The organism is Bacillus sp. 1A (assembly GCF_052682215.1).
In genome coordinates, this window is record NZ_JBQYLZ010000001.1 from 619,317 (window position 1) to 642,180 (window position 22,864).

The 22,864-nt window shown below is 32.6% G+C and carries 4 protein-coding genes; all 4 read left to right on the forward strand.

Annotated features, from left to right (window positions below; all coding sequences use genetic code 11):
* Positions 1 to 141: 141 nt before the first annotated feature.
* Positions 142 to 7,740, forward strand: a complete 7,599-nt coding sequence (locus ACUN0F_RS03420) for a non-ribosomal peptide synthetase (protein ID WP_327988298.1) — start codon at positions 142 to 144, stop codon at positions 7,738 to 7,740.
* Between the two features lie 329 nt (positions 7,741 to 8,069).
* Positions 8,070 to 10,937: a pre-toxin TG domain-containing protein gene (locus ACUN0F_RS03425; RefSeq protein ID WP_327988297.1), complete on the forward strand. Its 2,868-nt coding sequence runs from the start codon at positions 8,070 to 8,072 to the stop codon at positions 10,935 to 10,937.
* A 23-nt stretch (positions 10,938 to 10,960) separates the two neighbouring features.
* On the forward strand, positions 10,961 to 11,368 hold the full coding sequence (locus tag ACUN0F_RS03430; protein WP_327988296.1) for a hypothetical protein: 408 nt from the start codon (positions 10,961 to 10,963) through the stop codon (positions 11,366 to 11,368).
* Between the two features lie 1,479 nt (positions 11,369 to 12,847).
* The gene (locus ACUN0F_RS03435; protein WP_445539113.1) at positions 12,848 to 22,858 is read left to right on the forward strand and encodes an SDR family NAD(P)-dependent oxidoreductase; all 10,011 of its coding nucleotides are present in this window, start codon (positions 12,848 to 12,850) and stop codon (positions 22,856 to 22,858) included.
* The last annotated feature ends 6 nt before the right edge of the window (positions 22,859 to 22,864 follow it).

Here is a 22,864-nt window from a genome sequence, read left to right on the forward strand (position 1 = left end):
TCATTTTAATAACTATGCAATAAGCGAAATAAATGTTGAATTTAGTCGGAAAATATACGTTTACAAATCGCAGAATGTGTACATATAGTTGTAATTGTAAATATTATCCGTTTTGAAATATTTATAAAAGGAGAAATTCATATGAAGGAAATACAAAAGCAATATGAAATTGTAGAAGAATTGGATGCAACAGTAGGGCAAGAAGCATTATGGATAGCTCATCAAATGGAATTAGAAAATGGAATGAACAATGAAGCTACCATAATAAAGCTAAAAGGAAATATTCAAATAGATAACTTTAAGAAAGCGCTTACTTTAATGGCGCAATCTCACCCGGCGCTACGTACACTATTTATTAAGAGGGACGAAAAAATTAAACAATTCATTCAAAAGAGTATAGATTTTGATATACCAATTAAGGATTTAACTGCTTTTAAAAACACAGAACAAAAATTTATTTTAAAAAAATTCTTAGACTCTATAGTGAATGAGAAATTTAATTTAGAAGAAGGGCCTTTGTTTAAATTCCACATCATTAAATTGTGTGAAGATGAATTTATTTTACATATGATTTTTCATCACATTATTTATGATGGATGTAGTTTAGGGATTTTTATCCAACAATTGTCTCATACGTATTGTGAATTACTTCAAGAAAATACGGGTTTAGTATTAGAATCTCCTTATAAGAGCCTTGTAGAATTTGAGGAAGGTTTTATTGACAGTGCAATATATAGAGAAGGATCATCCTATTGGAAAGATTATTTACAAGGTGAATTACCTCCTACAGAGTTTCCTGCTACTATTAATAAAATGAATGAACCGATATATACGAACAAAAATATAAGTAAGAATATTGATGCCGATCTATTTTATCAAATACAATGTTTTGCTAAAAGAAATAACATAAGTGTCTATCGGGTTATGTTAAGTACTTATTGTGCCTTACTTCATCAAATGACAAATGCTGAAGAAATTATTGTAGGTATTCCAATTAATACTAGACCACAAACGGAAGAAGGGAATGCTTTTGGTTATTTTATTAATACATTACCTATACGTATAACAATAGAAAAAGGTGATACATTTAAGGGAATACTTAACAAGGTGAATAAATCTGTTCATTTAGCTATTAAGTATAAACATAATCCATATTCACATATAGTAAGAGATTTAAATCTAAATAATAATACACATCATAATATGATTTATTCAACAGCATTTAATACGGTAAGGATACCTCAATTGAAAATTCCTGATATTGAGTCCACAGTTTTAACAGATTGTAAAAGAGTAAATCCTTTTAACATGACCTGGAGAATAATGAGATATGAAGGGGAAACAGAGAATAAAATTGAGATTGACTATAATTCAGCATTATATAAACCAGATAGTATGAATGATTTAGTTGAAAGATATATATATTTGTTACAAAAACTAATGAAGAATGTGAACGAACCTATCCATTCATTGGATTTACTTTTAAAAAAGGATCATCGTTTATACAAAGATATAAACTCAAATACTCTTGCATATCCTAATTCAAAAACATTAGATCAATTAATTGATCTACAAGCATTAAAATCGCCAAATCAAATAGCGATTTCAATGGGGGATAAATCGATTACCTATTATGACTTGCAGCAAAGGTCAAATCAAATTGCGAATTATTTACGTGAAAATGATATAAAAAAGGGACAGCGTGTAAGTATTACTATGGTGAGAGAGATCGATACAATTGTATGCATTCTAGGTATACTAAAATCAGGTGGAGTTTATGTACCAATCGATCCAAAGTTTCCTGAAAAAAGAATAGAATTTATATTAAAAGATAGTGAAAGTCAAATGATTATTACAAAGAAAGAATTTAGGGGATTAATTGAAAGTTTTGCGATTCATACAATTTTTCTAGAGGATTTTCATTACACTAATTCTATAGAAAATATTGCGTCTACACATAACATAGAAGATGCTGCGTATATTATCTACACGTCAGGTTCAACCGGTTTACCAAAAGGAGTAGTTGTACCACATAGAGGAGTAATTAATTTATCATATTCATTAATGAATCAATTTAATTTAGACAAAAATGATGTATTTTTACAATTTGCAACAATGATTTTTGATGCCTCCATTATGGAAATGTTTCCGATTTTGTTATGCGGAGGAAGAATGCATTTAATTTCTGAAATGGAAAAACGTTCTGCAGAAGAATTTATAAATGTAATTAACAAGAATGGTATTACATTTGTTCTTTTACCAACTGCATTTTTTAAATTAATAGCTGATATGCCAAAAGAAATGTTGCTTAAATTAAATTCCTTAAAATGTGTATTTGTAGGAGGGGAAACCATACCTGCTGAATCAGTTCGTAAATGGCAAAGTAAAGTAGGGTTAAAGATTCCAATTCTTAACGCATATGGTCCTACTGAAGCTACTGTATGTACAACCATTTATGAAGTAAATCATGAAATAAAAGAAGAAACTTCTAATATCCCAATAGGTAAACCAATTGCTAATAGTAAAGTTTTCGTGGTCAGTCCGTTCAACACGTTATGTCCGTCAGGAGTAGTAGGTGAATTATTCATTGGTGGTGATGGGGTTGCTAAAGGATATATAAATCAAAAGAAAAAAACAGAAGAGGCATTTATTTCTTTCGTAAAATCATATAATAGCAATAAAGAAATATATCGTACTGGGGACTTAGTACGTCTTTTACCAAATGGAAACTTAGAATTTATCGGAAGGAAAGATAATCAAGTAAAACTACGTGGGTATCGAATTGAGCTTGATGAAATCGAAGGAACATTATTTAAACATTCAGAAGTAAGAGATACTGTAGTATTCACTTACCAAAACGATAAAATCGTTAGTTTTTATTTATCAAAAGACAATAGAGAACTAAAACAAGAGGAATTAAAAACATTCTTAAGTGAAAGTTTACCAGATTTTATGATGCCCAATTATATATTTCATCTTAAAAGTTTTCCTTTATCACCAAGTGGTAAGGTTGATAGAAAAAAATTAGAATTACAAATCCCATCTTTACTTGAAAACATGCAGAAGCAATATGCACCAACGATAAGTGAAACGGAAAAAAGGTTGGCAAAAACATGGGCAGAGATTTTAAATTTAGGGAAATATAGAATCAGCAGAGAGGATGACTTTTTTAAACTTGGGGGACATTCATTAATTGCTGTGCAAGTGTTAAATCAAATTCAAAAAGAGTTTCATTTGAAAATTGAAATTAGAGATATTTTTGAGCATACAACTATTGCTAGTCTATCTGCTTACATCGATAAATTAATGGCAGTAAATCATGATAGGGAAGAACAGGAGATGCAAGTATTAAAAGTTGCAGATAAGGAAAGTTATCAGTTATCAAGTGCTCAAAAAAGAATCTGGTTTTTAAATAAGTATAACGCCATTAATAGAGTATATGATACACCACTACACATATATATTGAGCCGAGTTTAAAAAAGGATATTTTACAAGACACCATAAGATTTTTAGTTGAACGACATGAGATGCTACGAACAGTGTTTATTGAAAGAAATGGGGAGCCTAGACAAGTCATTTTAAACTCAATAGCGATTGACCTGATTCACGATGAGATTGAACACATGTCTAAAAAAGAACAACAAGAATATATACGTACAACAATAAATCAAACGGATCATACACCATTTGATTTAGAAAAGGGCCCTCTTTTTAGGATTAGAATTTTTAATCTGAATAAGAAAAAGTCTTATTTATATATCAATTTACATCACATTATTACAGATGGGTGGAGTGTAAGGAATTTATTAGATGAATTAATGAAGGTGTATAGTGCCTTTGCAAAACGTAGAAATCCTGAGTTGCCAACTATCTCTAATCGATATGTAGATTATGCTGAGTGGGAACAGGAGCAGTTAAATTTAGGTCGGTGGGATACGGAAAAATCTTATTGGATGGCCGAACTTGCAGCACCTCTTCCTATATTAAACCTTCCTTTAGATTTTAGTGGGAATCGTCAAAGTACAAATAAGGGTACAGTATTTGAAATGAAGTTAGATAATGAAATGAAAGAGTCTTTGAAACAAGTATGTGAACAAGAGAATGTTTCTATGTATATGCTATTTTTGGCAGCGTATATTCAATTGTTACATTATCTAACGGATCAAAAAGATATTATTATAGGTACACCGGTTGTTGGAAGGAATTATCAAGAATTTGAACAAATACAAGGATTTTTTGTAAATACTTTAGCTATTAGAACACAATTAAATGATGTAAAAAATTTAAAACAGCTATTACAAGTAGTGAGAGAAAAATGTTTGAATTCTTTCCAAAACCAATCATACCCATTTGATAAAGTAATTGAGCAAATAAATCCTGATAGAAGCTTTGGAAATAACCCGATCTTTTCTACTATGTTTAGTTACCAGAAAGATATTTTGCAACAACATGATGCGTACAAGCTTCAATTGTTACCTAATAAACAAGATGTTAGTAAGTTTGACATTTCGTTAGCTGTTGAAGAAGGATCGGATTATGTAGAGATTTCATTTGAGTATAATATTAATCTTTTCAAGGAAGAGTCAATTAATAGGTTTACTCAAAATTTACTTACTATACTGGACGCATTTATTCATCAAAGAACAGTGGCATATGAGAATCTTTCATTCCTATCACTGGAAGAGGAATCTCTATATAGAAAGGTAAATCATACAGAGAGACCGTATCCTTATTTTCAAAATATACAGGAGCAATTCTATAAGCAAGTAGAAAGACAATCAAATCGGATTGCTATAGCGACTGAAACAGAGTCTTTAACATATAGGCAATTAAATAGGAGTTCTAATCAAGTAGCTCAACATTTGCTTGATAAAGGTATTAAAAAAGGTGACAAGGTAGCCATATTTTTAGATAGAAGTATGAATAGTATCGTTTCTATGATTGGAATATTAAAAGCCGGTGCTGCCTATATACCAATCGATGTAAAATACCCTGAGGATAGAATAAATTATATAGTTCGTGACAGTGAGGCATGTAGAATTATAACGAGTAACAAATACAAAAGTCATTTGAATGTAAGTGATTATAAGGTTTCAATAATAGAGGATATATATCGTACGACTATAAATGATGATGTGAAAATTTTAAATAAACCAGATGACTTGGCATATGTAATTTATACTTCAGGATCAACAGGAAAACCAAAAGGTACATTATTAACGCATAAAGGAGTATTAAATTTAGTTGAATGGAGAAATGAAGTATTTCGGATTTCTCCAAATGATAAAGTAACACAGTTTTATTCCCATAGTTTTGATTCTTCTGTATCGGAAATTTTTTCTACCTTGCTAAATGGGGCAGAACTATATGTATTAAGTGATGAACAGCGCTATTCAACTGTCGCATATACTCAAGTCATTCAAGAAACACGAGCAACTATTTCTGACTTACCAACAGTATTTTTCAATGAATTATCGACTTCATTAACTAAACTGGATAGCGAAAAGATACGTTCTTTAAGATTTATAATAATGGGAGGGGAAGCTGCATCAACAAATGCTATTAGAAGTTGGCAAAGTACTTTTAAAAACCAAGTACAGTTGGTAAATGAGTATGGCCCTACTGAAGCAACTGTCTCAGCAATGTATTATTTCATACCAGTATTAGAAGGCGAAAATAATCTTTTAGAAAGCATACCGATTGGTATTCCAATTTCTAATACAAAGGTTCATATATTGAATTCATATATGCAACATTGTCCGGTAGGGAGCATGGGTGAATTATATATTGAAAGTTTAGGATTGGCCCGAGGGTATTGGAAGCAGGAAGAGAAAACAAAACAGGCATTTATTTCAAACCCATTTTCAAAAGAAAATAGTAAAAGATTATATCGAACAGGTGATTTAGCAAGATGGCTACCAAATGGAAATATAGAATTTATGGGAAGAAAAGATAAGCAGGTTAAAATTAGAGGGCACAGAATTGAATTAGGAGAAATAGAAGATGCAATGTTACAACTTGAGGGGATAAGTCAGGCTGTGGTAAAACAAACGAAAGATGGAATGTTACTGCAAGCTTATTATAAAACAGTGGACGGTATAGGGATAGAGAAAAATAAGTTAGCTTTACATTTATCAAATGTATTGCCAGAATATATGATCCCTAAATATTACTCTCATGTGTTAGAAATACCAATAACGGCGAATGGAAAAATTGATTTTGAGAAACTACCAGAAATAGAGTTTGATCATGAGCAAAACGATGAGTGTAAACTTAAACCTCAAACTAAAGTGCAAAAAAACATTGCAAAGGTATGGTCTGAAGTTCTAAACATAAAATCTATAGGTTTAAAAGATGATTTCTTTAATCTGGGTGGACATTCTTTAAAAGTTATGCCGGCATTAGTCAAATTAAAACCGTTATATCCTAACTTGAAAATTCAAGATTTCTTTAAGCATAGAACAATAGAAAAATTATCCTCTCATATTGAAGAGATGGAAGATATGTCGTTTAAGAAAGAGAAAAATATGAATGTAGCATGTATGGAAAATGAAACGAAAACGACTCCTGTTTATGAAAGAACTAAATTAGAAGAATGTGAGTTAGATATGGTGAATTATCCAAAAACAGTTTTCCTTACAGGGGCAACAGGATATTTAGGAGCACATATTTTAGAAAGGTTATTACAGTTGCCATCTACGACTATTTACTGTTTGGTAAGAAAAAATGAGAATCAAGTAATTGGTGCAAAGTTAAAAGAAAGAATGGAGTTTTATTTCGGTAAAGAAATCCTCCAAAAGTTGAAGGAGAGAGTAGAATTAATTGAAGGAGATTTATCTTTGATGAATCTAGGTCTAGATTCAAAGCAATTGGACCATTTAAAGAAAAATGTAGAATCAATCATACATTGTGGTGGAGAAGTTAGACACTATGGAGAACGTGAGCATTTTCAAAAGGTAAATGTCCAGTCTACAAAATACTTATTGGAATTAGCTAAGAACACAAATGCACGTTTTCATTATATATCGACTTTAAGTGTAGTAGGTCAGGCTGAAAGCGATCCAAAAGAATTTGAATTCTTTGAGTCTGATTTTGATAGAGGGCAAAATTTAGATAATCTGTACCTAGAAAGTAAGTTTCAAGGCGAGAAAATGGTCAGAGAAGCAATGGAAAAAGGAGTTCGTGCCACAATATACCGCGTGGGGAATTTAGTGGGTAACTCTAAAACGGGTAAATTTCAATACAATATTAATGAAAACGCATTTTATAGATTATTAAAAGGGATATGTCTATCTAGCATAGCTCCTGACGTCAATACGTATGTAGATTTAACGCCTGTAGACTATGGAAGTTTAGCTATTACTGAATTATCTTATAAGGCCAATACAGTAAATAAAACCATGCATATTTGTAATCCAAATCAGCTTAAATGGGACCAATTTATTAATAGTTTACAAGCTTTTGGATACGATATCCTGTTAATGAAACAAGAGAAGTATATAGAGAAGTTTTTTAATACGAATCTAACTACTGATGAACAGAAAGCTTTAGAGCTCATAATGCCTTTATTAGAATCTGTAGAAGAGCTATCAGTAGCTATACCATCTTGTTTATATACGCAAGGATATTTGAAGAATGTACATTGTTTAGAACCAAATCAAGAGTATATCAATTTGTTATTAAATTATGCTATGAGTATAGGGTATTTACCATTAATTAAAGAACCAATACTGTTGTAGTATACTCTATCTATTTTGAGCAAAAGAGAAGAAGGATTTCACTTCGAAACTTTTTATTTAAAAATCTTAATTATTTGAGTACAAAAAATAAAAGAATATATAGCGGAGAAGTAATAATGAAAAAGAACCTGTTTTCCATGGAAAACAGGTTCTTTTTGGGGTAAAGATAACTTAGGGGTACGGAAAAGATTCCTTCCCAATATGATTGGGATCGCACTATCGAGAATATAAATATGCAATTATGCATATTTATATTGAATATTTTTAATAACTTTAAAATCTAATATATAATTAAAAAGTTTTTAATAAATTGATAAGGAGATGCGAGTATGAAGAAAGTCATAGGACTTATAGTATCATTATTTTTATTATTCTCTACCTATGCACCAACATTTACAGCAGCAGCCGAAGTTTTAAATAAAGTAGGCTGGGTGAAGGAGAAAGAAAATTGGTATTATTATGAAAAAGATGGCAGTAAAAGAACAGAAACAATCACATTAGATGGAATAGAATATGAATTCTTCAAAGATGGTAGGTTGTTTGAAGGGAAAAAACAAGTCGGAAATGAATGGCTTCATTATAAAGAACCTGGAAAATTACAAACCGGATGGAGTTTTTCAGGAACAGCTTGGAGTTATATACGTGATGGGAAATATGCAACAGGTGTTATTACCTATCAAGGGAAACAATTTGAAATTAATAAATATGGGGAAATGGAAAAAGGATGGATTACATTACGTTCTAAAATTAAAAGAATGTATCCTAAACCAGAAACAAAATTTTTATTGGAATCGAAGCCTGTAAAAGACGGAGATATATTAGAGGTTATTGGTAAACAAGGTATTTGGTATCAAGTAAAATACCAAGGAGAAATAGGGTATGTAAGAATATTTGAATCCGTAGTCATAGGAGAAAATCCCACACGTTCTTGGGATGTTGTAAAAGAAGGAACAAGCCTCACGCGATTTATACTAACGGAGTATAAAAAAGATCCAGAAAAATACTTTCCTCCAAATGTAATTAAAAACCAGGAGAAAGAAATTCACGAGTTAATTGAGAACGTAAATAATGTGTATTATGATTTCCAACAATTAAAATCTATGTTGTTATTTGATAATGCAAAAGGATGGGTGCAAGAAGAGGGGAAATGGACGTATTATTTAAAAAATGGAAGTCGTGTAACAGGCCTTCAGACCATTGATAATAAACAATACTATTTTGGACCTGATGGCTTTATGCAAACCGGTTGGGTTGATATAGGTGGCGCGAAATATTATGCGAATAAATCTGGTGCGTTACAAAAAGGTATTCAGTATATTGATGGTAAAATGCATTATTTTGATAAAAGTGGTATCTTATCCCGAGGAATGCAACAAGTGGATGGAAAACCGTACTACTTTAGTTATGAAAGTGAGCCGAAAAGTGGTTGGATGAAGTTAGAATATGATTGGTATCTGTTACATCCAAATGGTGCCTTACAAACAGGAGATTTTACCTATAAAGACAAGGTTTTCTCTTTTAATAATGATGGAGAAATGATAAAAGGTTGGATTACGTTAGAATCTCTTGTAAAAAAAGTATATCCAGAACCAGACTTAAAGAAAGTTTTACGAGCAAAGCGAGTAAATGCTGGAGAATTAATAGAAGTAACAGGAAAAGTTGGTTCTTGGTATGAAGTAAAATATAAAGGTGAAAAAGGGTATGTACGTATCCATGATGCCATTATTTTTGACCAAGAAGCAAAGACACCGTTATCTTTATTAAACGGTAAATTGAAAATTTTTGAAGGTGTTTTTAAATACATCAAAAGTGACGAGCCTTTACTCAATAATACATTAAAAACTCTACAAGATTTAGAAAATAGTACCACTGATTCAATTGAATTGATGAATAATGTTGCAAAAGATGCTGAAGATGCGAAACATGACCTAGAAGAACAGAAAAAACAAATACTAGAATTTGATCAAAAAATGAAAGTCCTGGGAAAAAAAATTAAAAATGACTGGGACCACTTAACAAAAGAAGAGATGCGACAGCTGATAGAAATGTTTCAGGCTGATGCAAAAAGAGCTGGAATTTATGGTGATGATCTTGGACAATATGCAGAAGACCGAGCAAAGCATTTTTCAGAACTAATCCTTAGAGGGTCTAAGGAAATGCTTCGATTCCAGGAAGAAGTGCTAAAATCTCTTGATCAAATGGTGGAGTTTAATAATCAAATTTATGCAGTCATTATGGAAGATACACAAAACGTATTAAAGTTCCAGGATCAATTTAATGTGTATTTAAAACAAACTACAGATGCGTTTCATGAATTAGCAGAGAGTCATAAGCGTATTCAGCAAGTATTACACGACAATGGTACATTTGAGGATTTAGGAAACATTGCAACAAGTACGATTCGATTAAAACACTCTATAGATGCGGCGAAACCTGGGATGGAGGAACTTGTACAAGTAACAAGAAAAAATGTTCCAGTCATAGCAAAAGATTTACAAGCATTGCAAGAAAGAGTACCAGGTATCTATAATGATGTTAATACAGGATTAGACTTTGGAAATGCGTTTATGGGAACAGCTTCAAAAATTGCCCAACATAAGTATAATATCCCTGCAGCGGCAGCTAACATTGGGAATATAAATTTGAATAACGCATTGCTTGATTTAGGTGGAGATCCATCTCGTATTTATAACCGTGCGAATGATGGGGATTTATCATTCGTATTGGGTATTACACCAATAATTGGTACAGGAAAAGAAATTGGACAACTTATCAAAGGTGAAGACTTAGTAACAGGTCAAAAATACGGTCCAGACGATTATGCATGGGGCACATTGGCCGTCGTATCTGGTGGTACAACACGGGTTATCGGTAAAGTTGTAGGGAAGATTGGTGACCTTGAAAAGAAGGGTAAAGCACTAGAAGCGGCAGCAAAGAATACAAAACATGAAGTGAAAGTATTAGGAAGGGGCTCTACAGGTAGAACCACTGCAAATACATTAGAAGAGCAATTAGCAATGAAAGAGGTTAAATCAAATCCGCAAGGAATCGTTCTAACGAGAATACCAATGACAGATCCTCGATGGCCGAAAGAAGATGGATGGGTGAAAATGGCGCATAATGTAAATGGTGTAGAAATTCATTATGTTAAAAATACTAGAACAGGCGAATTTGATGATTTTAAATTTAAAAATTAATTTTTGTTGATAGGAGCTTGTATATGAAAGTAAAGTGTATAAAAAATTCAGGAGATACTTTTTCAGAGGGTTTATTAAAACAAGGATATAATCGAGATTCGATAATAAATTTAGAAATCCATAAGGAATATGTGGTTTATGGTATTAGTTCATTGGATGGAGAATTAGACTATCTAACCTTGGGTGAAAATGAAAACTTGCCTTCATGGTACCCAGCTGAATTGTTCGAAGTATCGAACCCTTTACAACCTTTAGAATGGTATTTTGCGGATCATAAAAAAAGTAAAGCGACAACAATAGAATACATGTGGGGTTATAAAGAATTAGCTTTAAACGATAAACATGCTCTTGGTTTAATAGAAAGAGAAAATGAAGATATCGAAATATTTTTAAAGCGTAAAGCTGAAATTGATGAATTTGAAGAATTATAATAGTAAATCAATTAATAAATTAATTGATTCATTAACTTAAAAAAACGTAGGAATTAATATTCCTACATTTTTTTATAACATTTAAATAAATACCTTATTTTTTACAAAGGTTAAAGGATTAAATGGAAAATTTTTAATTTGTCCGCATACGCAGAATCGTTTCTGTAATTCTACTTAATAGAATATTCCCTGTATAGCATCATTATTGGGTTTCCATGCGTTTGAAGTTAAGATATATTGAAAAGATCTTATTGAGATTTCTTGTCAATTTCTCATTAGTTTTCAGTTTATTCAAAATTTGGCGTTTTTAATTTTACAGTTCAGTAAAATAGTAGGCCTGAAGATACTATAAAACGTCTGCAGGACAATAATTATAGGGATAGGGAAAAATATCGTGTGTGCATAGCAAAACATAACAGAAAATCAACAAACCGTACAGTATGGTAAACAGTACTTTAGCATATGAACTTATTTGGTCTATCTTAGGAGACGTACAATGCAAAATTGTAAGGCAGCAATACTAGAAAAAAATATGCCTTTGGTAGTAAGAATTCTACTAACGTCAATCAGTTTGTCTCTTAAGAAATGAGAGTGTCAATTAGCGTGAAATCCTGTATTAAGATAAATTAGAATATAATAACCAATTTTTTATAATACAACATATTTTTAAAATGTTAAAAAAGGTCAAAGTTGGCTTTTGTAAGGTTTTATTACTTTAGTAGAATTGTTTTTCTTATTTATGATCTTTCAAACAAATCTAGATATGATGTTCATCCCCAATATTTTCTTAAAACGTTTGAAGGAATTTAGTTTATGTATATAACTTTATGAAGAATATTAAATCTGTAGCATATATAAGTCCTCTTGAATGAATTCACTTATAGATCCTCATCTAAACTAAAAAATATCGCATATAACTTCATTTATGTTTATAGTTTAAAAGCTCACCATAGATGATTTATAGAGAATGCAATTATAAATGCAAGAAAATCTAATTTAAAATTGAAAATTCGTTCTATTTTGGTTAGATATGGAATAAATGAATTTTATTTCTCAATATTCACTGTATGTCACTTTTTTGTTTTTTTCTATATGATATTGGAAAAAGTATGCTTAATTTTATAACATAAATCCCCTACAAAATTATTACTCTACAAATTAATTTCTTAAAGAAAACTTCTTGTGAATATGTTACTAACTACATAAAGTGTAATATTAACAGAATTATTACCAAAGTATTAGGTTTTTAGAATAAAAATGATTGCTCAAAATATCATTGAAATCCAGGAATAGAAATCGTAATTAAAATTTTTTGTTTTCTGTCAGGTATGTAAATCACTTTAGCTACTTTATGGGTAATTTCATGTGTTTTTTCTTTTGCTTAAGTTTATGAAATAGGAGTATTAGCGCTAAATATTGTAGCTAAGAGTATGTAAAGCATAGAAAATACGAATTAAACAAAATAGGAGGAAAGTGAAAATGAAGCATCACGATGATAGTAAAACTGGTTTGGAAATAGCGATTATTGGAATGGCAGGTAAATTTCCAGGTGCAAATGAAATAAACCAATTCTGGGATAACCTAAAAAATGGTGTTGATTCAATTTCTATATTTACTGAAGACGAGTTAATTAAAGAAGGTGTTAATTTAGATGTTTTACAACATCCTAATTTTGTGAAAGCAAAAGGGTATTTGGAGGAAGTAGAATATTTTGATGAATCCTTTTTTGCTTATACACCTAGAGAAGCGAAAATAATGGATCCTCAAATCCGTATGTTACAGGAAACAACATGGGAAGCATTAGAGATGGCAGGCTATAATCCATTTGATTATGAAGGATTAATAGGATTATACGTAGGAGCATCTACTAATTTTAATTGGATGAAGCACACGCCATTATTAAACAGTGATAGTGTGGTTGAGTTTTCAGAGGCGGGTACTCTTTCCTATAAAGATGCAATTTCAACGCTTACATCCTATAAGTTGGGACTTAAGGGACCGAGTTTTACATTGTATACAGCTTGCTCTACATCTCTATTGAGCATTCATCTTGCATGTAGATCATTGTTAACTGGAGAATGCTCTATTGCAGCTGCAGGTGGAGTATCTATAACGTATCCTAAAAAGAATGGTTATAAATATCATGAAGGAATGACAAGTTCACCTGATGGAAAAGTACGTACTTTTGATGCAGAAGCCCAGGGTGCAGTTTTTAGTGATGGTGTAGGTATGGTAATACTAAAGAGATTAGAAGATGCGATTGCTGATGGAGATACGATATATGGTGTAATTAAGGGATCAGCAGCAAATAATGATGGAGGCCGAAAAGTAGGCTATACTGCTCCGAGTGTTGAGGGACAGGCTGAAGTAATTCAAGCAGCTCATAGTTTTGCTGAAGTTGATCCTTCTACTATTAGTTATGTAGAAACGCATGGGACAGCAACGCCATTAGGCGACTCTATTGAAGTAGAGGCTCTAAAGAGAGCGTTTCAAGATGTGGAGAAGAAATCTTTTTGTGCAATTGGTTCTGTTAAGAGTAATGTAGGTCATTTAGATACAGCTGCAGGGGTGACCGGACTTATAAAGACAGTTTTATCTATGAGACATAAACAACTCCCGCCAACTTTAAATGTGAAACGCCCTAACTCGAAAATTGATTTTATAGATAGCCCATTTTATATCAATACTGATTTGGTAAATTGGCAAAGTGATGATAATGATCTTCTTCGAGCTGGTGTAAGTGCTTTCGGATATGGTGGAACTAACGTTCATATTGTATTAGAAGAAGCCCCTAAAGTTAAAAGTTCTGTTTCTACTAGAGAGAAAAAACTAATGGTTCTTTCTGCTAGATCAAAAGAAGCTTTAAATAATGCTACAGTAAATATGGTTCAATATCTGGAATCTAATAAAGATGTTGAATTAGCAGATGTAGCATACACATTGCAAACTGGCCGTCGATCATTTCCGTATAGAAGAGCAGTCTTATGTAAGGATATAGATAGCGCCATAGGCAATTTAAAAACAGTTAAAGATTTTCACGTAAAAACGCAAGAAAATCCAGATTTGGTATTTGTGTTACCTAGCGAATACTCATCAATTATTGAGAATATAAAAGAACTATACCAAAAGGAACCATTATTCTTAAAAGTATTTGAGCGTAATATGACTGATGCCCAAATGTATACTGGACAAGCATTGAAAGAAGCATTCTTTAAAGGAACAGATGATAGCTTGGTTGAAGATTTAACCTTCTTCGTCTGCTTGCAATCGATTATCGATGTATTAATTGAATGTGATGTACGTCCTTCTAACATTATTGGTACAGGTTTAGCTGGAATGGTTTCAGATATTTATAATAAATCTCTTAAGCCAGAAGATGTTCTGAATCAATTAGTTGAAAACTATACAGAGTTACAGACAGAATGGACGCATGGAGAAAAAGTAGAACTTCTAACACAAGTTACGGATGTAGATCCTAATTCTGTGATTGTACATATTGGAGATTTATTAAATTCTGAAATTAATAATAATCAGATTATTTTACAGGACGACTTGTTAGAGGTATTGGGACAAGCGTGGGAGTTAGGGGTAGAAATTAATTGGAGTAAACTGTATGAAGAGGAATATAGATTACGTATTGCCTTACCAACGTATCCTTTTGAGAAAAAGCGATATTGGATAGATCCAGCTGAACAGCAAAATATAACTAAAAGTGAAGAAACATCGATAAAGAAACGTTCTAATATAGCTGAGTGGTTCTATACTCCAGGGTGGATGGAAAAAGAAATTGTAGATGTAACTAAAGGATCTACTAAAAGTTGGTTGTTATTTTTAGACAATGAGCATATAGGCTTTGCTCTTAAAGAAAAACTTGAAAGAGATGGACATCGTGTTATAACAGTCGGTGTGGGTCCTTTATATAAAAAGATTAGTTTAAATGAATTTACGATATGCCCTACTGAACAAGAAGATTATTATCAGTTATTTAACGAGCTACAAAAACAAGAGTGTTTACCAGAGGAGATTGTTCACCTATGGAATGTCGATAATAAGGATTTAGGTATCGAGACCTTAGATACTGGATTCTATTCATTAATATCACTTGCAAAGACAATTAGTAAATTTAATTTACTTTATCCTATTAATATAAATGTGATGACGAATAATATGCAAAAGGTAGTAGGGGACGAGTCTATTATTGCTGAAAAATCTACTCTTTTGGCTCCTATAAAAGTATTTCCACAAGAGTATCCAAATATTAGATGTCGTAGTGTGGACTTTATGTTGTCTGATAATGAAGAAGAATTAATATCAAACTTATATTCTGAAGTTCAAGCGGACATTATCGACACTGTAATAGCAATTCGAAATAACACTCGTTACATTCGAATTTATGAGCCTATACCTGATGAAAAAGTAAGTGAAATGCTAGTAATAAATGAAAATGAATTAGCTTCAAAAATTCCGAATATTCGATCGGAAGGGGTTTATTTAATTACTGGTGGAATGGGAGGAGTAGGCCTTAAATTAGCAGAATATTTGGCGCGTACAGTAAAGGCTAAACTAATATTAGTTAGTAGAACAGCTCTTCCTGATCGTGAAGAATGGGATGAAATTCTTCAATCACAGATTGAAAATGAACAATTATGTCAACGTATTAACCATATTCAGAAGTTGGAGTCATTGGGAGCAAAAGTAATGACAGCTGTCGCAGATGTTGCTGATGAAGAGCAGATGAGAAACGTGATTCATCAGGCTGAGGCTAATTTTGGTCACATAAATGGGGTAATTCATGCAGCAGGTGTCTTACGTGTTAAATCAGCTCAGTGTCCAATGGAAAAGATAAGTAGGATTGAATGTGAAGAGCAATTTCTTCCTAAAGTACATGGTGTGCTAGTTCTTGATAAGTTATTGAGTAATTATGATCTTGATTTTTGTTATCTTGTTTCATCACTTTCACCTATTTTGGGTGGATTAGGTTTTGTAGCCTATTCAGCAGCAAACCTTTACTTAGATAGTTTTTCAGACAAAGTGAGTAATACATCTAATAATCGATGGACTAGTATTAACTGGGGAGATTGGCAGTACACGGGAACTGAACAGGTTAATAAAATATTCAATGCTCAAAGTATAGAAGCACTTGAAATGACATCTGAGGAAGGGCAAAAAACATTCCAATGTGTGCTTGGTTTAAGTGGTTTAAATCAGGTAATTATTTCTTCAGGAGATTTAAATAAACGTTTTGATCAATGGATCAATCTGAATTCTCGCAAACGAATTTCTGAATTGGAAACTCAAACGAAAACGGGAGATAAGTTTAGAAATCAAGATGAAGTAGAGGAAATAATTATAGGAATTTGGAAAGAGTTTTACAGTGTTGATACTGTAAATGTAAATGAAAATTTCTTTGATCTTGGTGCAACTTCACTTCATATAATTCAAATTCATGAGAGATTAATTAATAGATTAGAAAAACATATTTCAATTGGAGTTATGTTTGAGTATCCAAGTATTCGTTCTTTAGCGAAATACTTAAGTGGAGATAAACAAAAGAATCAAGTTAAACATACAAAACGATTTAATCGAAAAACGAAAGAAGATAACGATATTGCAATTATAGGAATAGATGGACGTTTTCCTGGAGCACAGAATGTAAATGAATTCTGGAATAATATAAAGTCTGGTACAGAGTCTATTCAATTTTTTACAGATGAAGAGTTAATTGAATCTGGTGTAAATCCTATGGAAGTAAAAAGCCCTAATTATGTTAAAGCGAAAGGGTATTTAGAGGGAACTGATAATTTTGATGCTCCATTCTTTGATTATACACCTCAAGATGCATCGTTAATGGATCCGCAACTACGAGTATTTCATGAATGTGCGTGGTCTGCCCTTGAACATGCTGGATATAATATCGAGACATACCCGGGCCTAATTGGTGTATATAGTGGGGCATCTCCTAACTTATATTGGCAAGTGTTATCTACTCTTTCAGAGGCAAATGAACCAGCTGGGCAATTTTTAATTTCATTACTTAACGACAAAGACTCGCTTAGTACTCAAATTTCTTACAAATTTAACCTTAAAGGACCAAGTATGAATATCTTTACGGGATGTTCAACATCATTGGTGGCGATTCATAATGCATGTCAAGCATTATTACAGGGGCATTGTGATATTGCTATAGCTGGGGGAATTACATTAACTCAACCTGAAAAAGCAGGTTATACCTACCAAGAAGGAATGCTGTTTTCTTCAGATGGTCATTGTCGTCCTTTTGATGAAAATGCAAATGGAATGCTTTTTGGAGACGGAGTTGGGATTGTTGTCCTGAAGCCTTTACAGGAAGCTATAAATGATGGAGATACTATACATGCAGTGATAAAAGGAACGGCGATCAATAATGATGGGAATCGGAAAATTGGTTACACTGCACCTAGTGTAGAGGGCCAAGTAGAAGTTATTAAAATGGCGCAACATGAAGCAAATGTAGAACCTGAGTCCATTTCCTATATTGAAACACATGGAACTGCTACTAAACTAGGAGACACGATTGAGATCAAGGCGCTTAGTGAAGTGTTTAACTCTAATGAAAAACAATCGGTACCAATTGGGTCTGTTAAAGCAAATGTAGGACATCTAAATGCAGCGTCCGGTGTTGCTGGACTAATTAAAACGGTCTTTGCGATGAAAGATCAGGTTCTTCCGCCAAGTGTGAATTTTACAAAACCAAACACGCAAATTGGATTTGAAAAGACACCGTTTTATGTAAATCAACACTTAAATGAGTGGAAAGAGGATAATAAACCATTACGTGCAGGTGTTAGTTCATTTGGTATTGGTGGTACAAATGCACATATTATTTTGGAGGAGGCACCAAAGCTTGAAGCAACATCAAATAGTAGACCATACCAGATGTTAATGATTTCGGCAAAATCGAAAGATGCTTTGGATCGTATGACTTTGAATTTAGGAAATCACCTTGAACAGAATCCTCATGTGAATTTGGCAGACGCTAGTTATACATTGCAAATTGGACGTAAGGAATTCAAGCATAGGAGAGCTTTAGTTTGTTCCAGTACCCAAGAGGGAATTGAACAATTAAACCAGCCAGAAGGAAGAAGAGTACAATATGCAAATGTAAAAGAGGAACATCCTAAAATTAACTTCCTGTTTTCTGGGAACGGATCGCAATATGTAAACATGGGGTTAGAATTATACGAACAAGAGGTAATTTTCCGTGAAGCTATGGATGAATGCTTTGCAATCCTTCAATCTGTTACGAATGTAAACATGAAAGAAGTGTTATACCCAACTACTTTCAGTATTGATGAGGCGACGGAAAAATTAAAAAGAATGGAATTTAGTCAACCAATTCTTTTCGCGTTTGAATACTCAGTTGCGAAACTATTAATGGGTTGGGGAATTAAACCTGAAGCAATGATTGGATATTCATTTGGTGAATATGTGGCTGCTTGTTTAGCAGAAGTATTTACTTTGGAAGATGCACTTAAATTGGTTGTAAAAAGAGGTCAGCTAATGAGTAGTCTTCCTGCAGGAGTAATGCTTAGCGTTCCACTTCCAGAAGAGGAATTAATTCATTTGATTAATTCTTTTGAAAAAGAATATCAACATACCATTTCTTTAGCAGTAGTTAATGGTCCAGCTTGTATAGTTTCTGGGACAGAAGAAGCAATTGTAGATTTTGAAAATGAATTAAAGAAAAAGCGTTTAATGTGTATGCGAGTAACAATAGAAGGAGCAGCACATTCACACGAACTGGATTCAATTCTGGACGAGTATGCTTCCTATGTTAGTACATTGACACTTAGAGAACCTAAAATACCTTATTTGTCAAACTTGACCGGTACTTGGATACGACCTGAAGAAGCAACAAACCCAGTTTATTGGGTAAAACATATGCGTGGAACTGTTCGATTCTCTGATGGAATTCAAGAGTTGAATAGGGACAATACAAGTCTTTTCATAGAGATTGGTCCTGGAAATGACCTTAGTAGGCTTACTAGTCGCCTTTTAGACTATGAAAATGGTAATGAAAGAATATTTAATACGGTTCGATCTGTTCAACAAGATGTATCAGATATGTATTTCTTATTTAGTCACATCACTCGAATGTGGGTAACAGGTATTTCTATAGATTGGGAACAATTTTATAAAGATGAGAAGAGAAGACGTATCCCATTACCAATGTATTCTTTCAATAAAATATCTTATAAATTACAAGGTAATCCGTATGATTTAGGTCAAAAGCTTAATAGTAAGCAATCTAAAATTAGTAAGAATAACAACATTTCTGAATGGTTCTATACGCCGCAATGGAAAAGTTCTACATTGTTTGAACCAAATCATGATGTGAATGAGACATGGATTGTTTTTGTAGATCAAGAAGGATTAGGTAATGAACTAGTTAAGGACTTATTAAATAAAGGGCAGAGAGTAGTTACAGTAGAACCTGGCTTTGGTTTTAATAAGGAGAATAACGATCGCTTCATTATAAATCCTGAAGAACGTACAGATTACGTTAAGTTATTGGATGAAGTACAAGAAATATGTGGTTTACCTACAAGAATAGTTCATATGTGGGGAATTACGGATGAGGAAAGACAAGCCTCAATTGAATATGTAAATTGTAAACAAAACTTAGGATTCTATTCAATTTTTTACTTAACTCAGGCACTAGGAGACAAGAATATCTCTGATTCAATCTCAATTCGAATCATTACAAATGGTGTTCAACAAGTGTTTGGTGATGAAGAATTAATTCCAGAAAAATCAACTGTACTTGGAACGTCATTAGTTGTTCCGCAAGAGTATTCTTATCTTTCTTGTTCAAGTGTTGATGTTATTTTACCTCTAAACAAAGAATTGAAGAGTAGGCTAATAAATCAATTAGTAGAAGAATGTCTTTCACATACGAATGATAAAATGATTGCTTATCGAGGAAATAAAAGATTTGTTCAAACTTATGAGCCTATACAACTAGAACAGCCAGCTAAAGAGAAATTGCCTTTACGAAAAAATGGAGCTTACCTTATTACAGGAGGACTCGGAGGCATTGGTACAATTCTTGCGAAACATTTGGCTCAAACTGTACAAGCCAACTTAGTTCTTCTTACACGTACAGGTCTGCCAAATCGTGATGAGTGGGATATGCATTTGAAGGAAAATACGATGTATTCGGACAGAATTCGTAAAGTTTTAGAGATAGAAGAAATGGGATCTAAAGTTTATGTACTTGCTGCTGATGTTACAGATCAATCACAACTATACGAAGCAATTCATAAGGCAGAACAAAAATTTGGAAAGATTAATGGTGTAATTCATGGTGCAGGTATTCTTGGTGGAAAGACTTTTAATTTGATTCAGGAACTTGAAAAAGAGGACTGTGAGGAACAATTTTCTGCAAAAATTTATGGTCTTCTCAATTTAGAAGAGTGCTTACGAAATAAAGATTTAGATTTTTGTGTTCTAATGTCTTCAATTTCAGCGGTCTTAGGTGGATTAGGTTATGTATCATATGCTGCTTCAAATATATACATGGATGTTTTTGCACAATATATAAATCGTTATTCCAACCTGCCTTGGATAAGTGTCAATTGGAGTGATTGGAAATACTGGGAAGATGAAGAAAAAGATATGCAGATAGGTGCAAGTGTACATGAATTATCTATGACACCTGAAGAAGGAGTTCAGGCCTTTAATATAGCACTGTCATGGAAACAAGGGGACGTACTGATTCATTCTCCAGGGGAACTGCAAGCGCGTATTGATCAATGGGTGTTATTAAATACTTTCAATGATGAGAAGGAAGAAGAATTAGATTCTACGTTATACCATTCTAGACCACAACTCTTGACTGAATATGTAGCACCTCGTAATGAGGTAGAAGAAAAGCTTTCAAAAATTTGGAGAAATATATTTAAAGTTTCAGAAGTTGGTGTTCATGATGATCTTCTGGAACTAGGTGGAGATTCACTTAAGGCTATTACTATTGTTTCAAAAATTCATAAAGAGTTTAATGTTGAAGTTCCTATTAAAGAACTCTTTACTCTATCAAATATTGAGAAACTAGCAAATTATATTTCAAGGGCAGATAAGAGTGAATTTGATGTTATTGTTCCAGCTGAACCTAAATCTCATTATCAGCTTTCTTCAGCTCAGAAGAGATTTTATGTATTACACCGATTGTATCCAGAAAGTACAGCTTATAATGATACTTCCGTTATTCTTTTGAATGGAAAATTAAACATTGAACGTTTAGAAAAGGCGTTCACTCAATTAATTAAGCGTCATGAGATATTTAGAACTACTATTGAAATGAAAAATGATAAACCGGTACAAATTATTCATGATCATGCTGATTTCCATATTACTCAAATTGAGGGCTTTGAATCTGAAGTGGAACAAATAATTAATGAGTTTATTCGCCCATTTAATTTTAATAATGCTCCATATTTCCGTGTAGGGTTAATTAGATTGGAAGAACAAAAACATATTTTAATTATTGATTTCCATCATATAGTAACCGATGGAGTTTCCTATGATATTTTCGTTAGAGATCTATTTGCGCTTTACTCTGGAGAGAAATTACCAAGCTTGAAAATACAGTATAAGGATTACTCAGAATGGCAGCAGAGTGAAAAAGAAAAAGAAATTGCTCTCAAACATGAACAGTATTGGCTAGAGCAATTTAAAGATGGTGTACCTGTCTTGAATATGCCTACTGATTATACGAGACCTGAAATAATAGATCTGAAAGGTAGTAAAATATCCTTTACTATTGATTCAAATGTTACCAAGAAAATTAAGCGTTTATTAGCAAAAGAAGAAACTACATTATATACGCTAATGCTCTCTGTATATAATATTTTGCTAGGTAAATATACTGGCCAAGAGGATGTTGTTATTGGTTCACCAATTACTGGTCGCCCACATGCGGATTTACAAGATATTATAGGAGTATTTGTAAACATGTTAGGGATAAGGAATTATCCAAGAGCTGAACAAAGGTTTACTCAATTCCTATTTGAAGTAAAAGAACAGGTCTTACAAGCGTTTGAACATCAAAAATGTCAATATGAGGACCTGGTTAATCAATTAGGACTTCAAGGAACGTATAATAGGAACCCACTTTTCGATGTTTCATTTGTTATGCAAAATATGGATGCAGATCATATGTTTATCGATGGTTTAGAACTAAAGACATATGATCACGACTTTAAGCGCGCGCAAATGGATTTATTGCTAAGAGTGGTTGAATTGGAAGATACAATTGAACTGACTATGGAATATGCAACCTCTTTATATACTAGGGACACGGTTCAAAAGTTATGTGAGCGTTATGTTGAGATTTTTGAACAAATTGTAGATCATCCTGAAATTTTATTAAAAGATATTTCATTTAAACAAGAAATTCAAGAACTGCAACCAGTTAAGGTATCAGTAGATTTTGGGGATTTTAACTTTTAATTGATT

Coding starts and splice junctions, on each gene's coding strand:
- ACUN0F_RS03420 (WP_327988298.1), top strand. CDS start 142: ATGAAGGAAATACAAAAGCAATATGAAATTGTAGAAGAATTGGATGCA.
- ACUN0F_RS03425 (WP_327988297.1), top strand. CDS start 8,070: ATGAAGAAAGTCATAGGACTTATAGTATCATTATTTTTATTATTCTCT.
- ACUN0F_RS03430 (WP_327988296.1), top strand. CDS start 10,961: ATGAAAGTAAAGTGTATAAAAAATTCAGGAGATACTTTTTCAGAGGGT.
- ACUN0F_RS03435 (WP_445539113.1), top strand. CDS start 12,848: ATGAAGCATCACGATGATAGTAAAACTGGTTTGGAAATAGCGATTATT.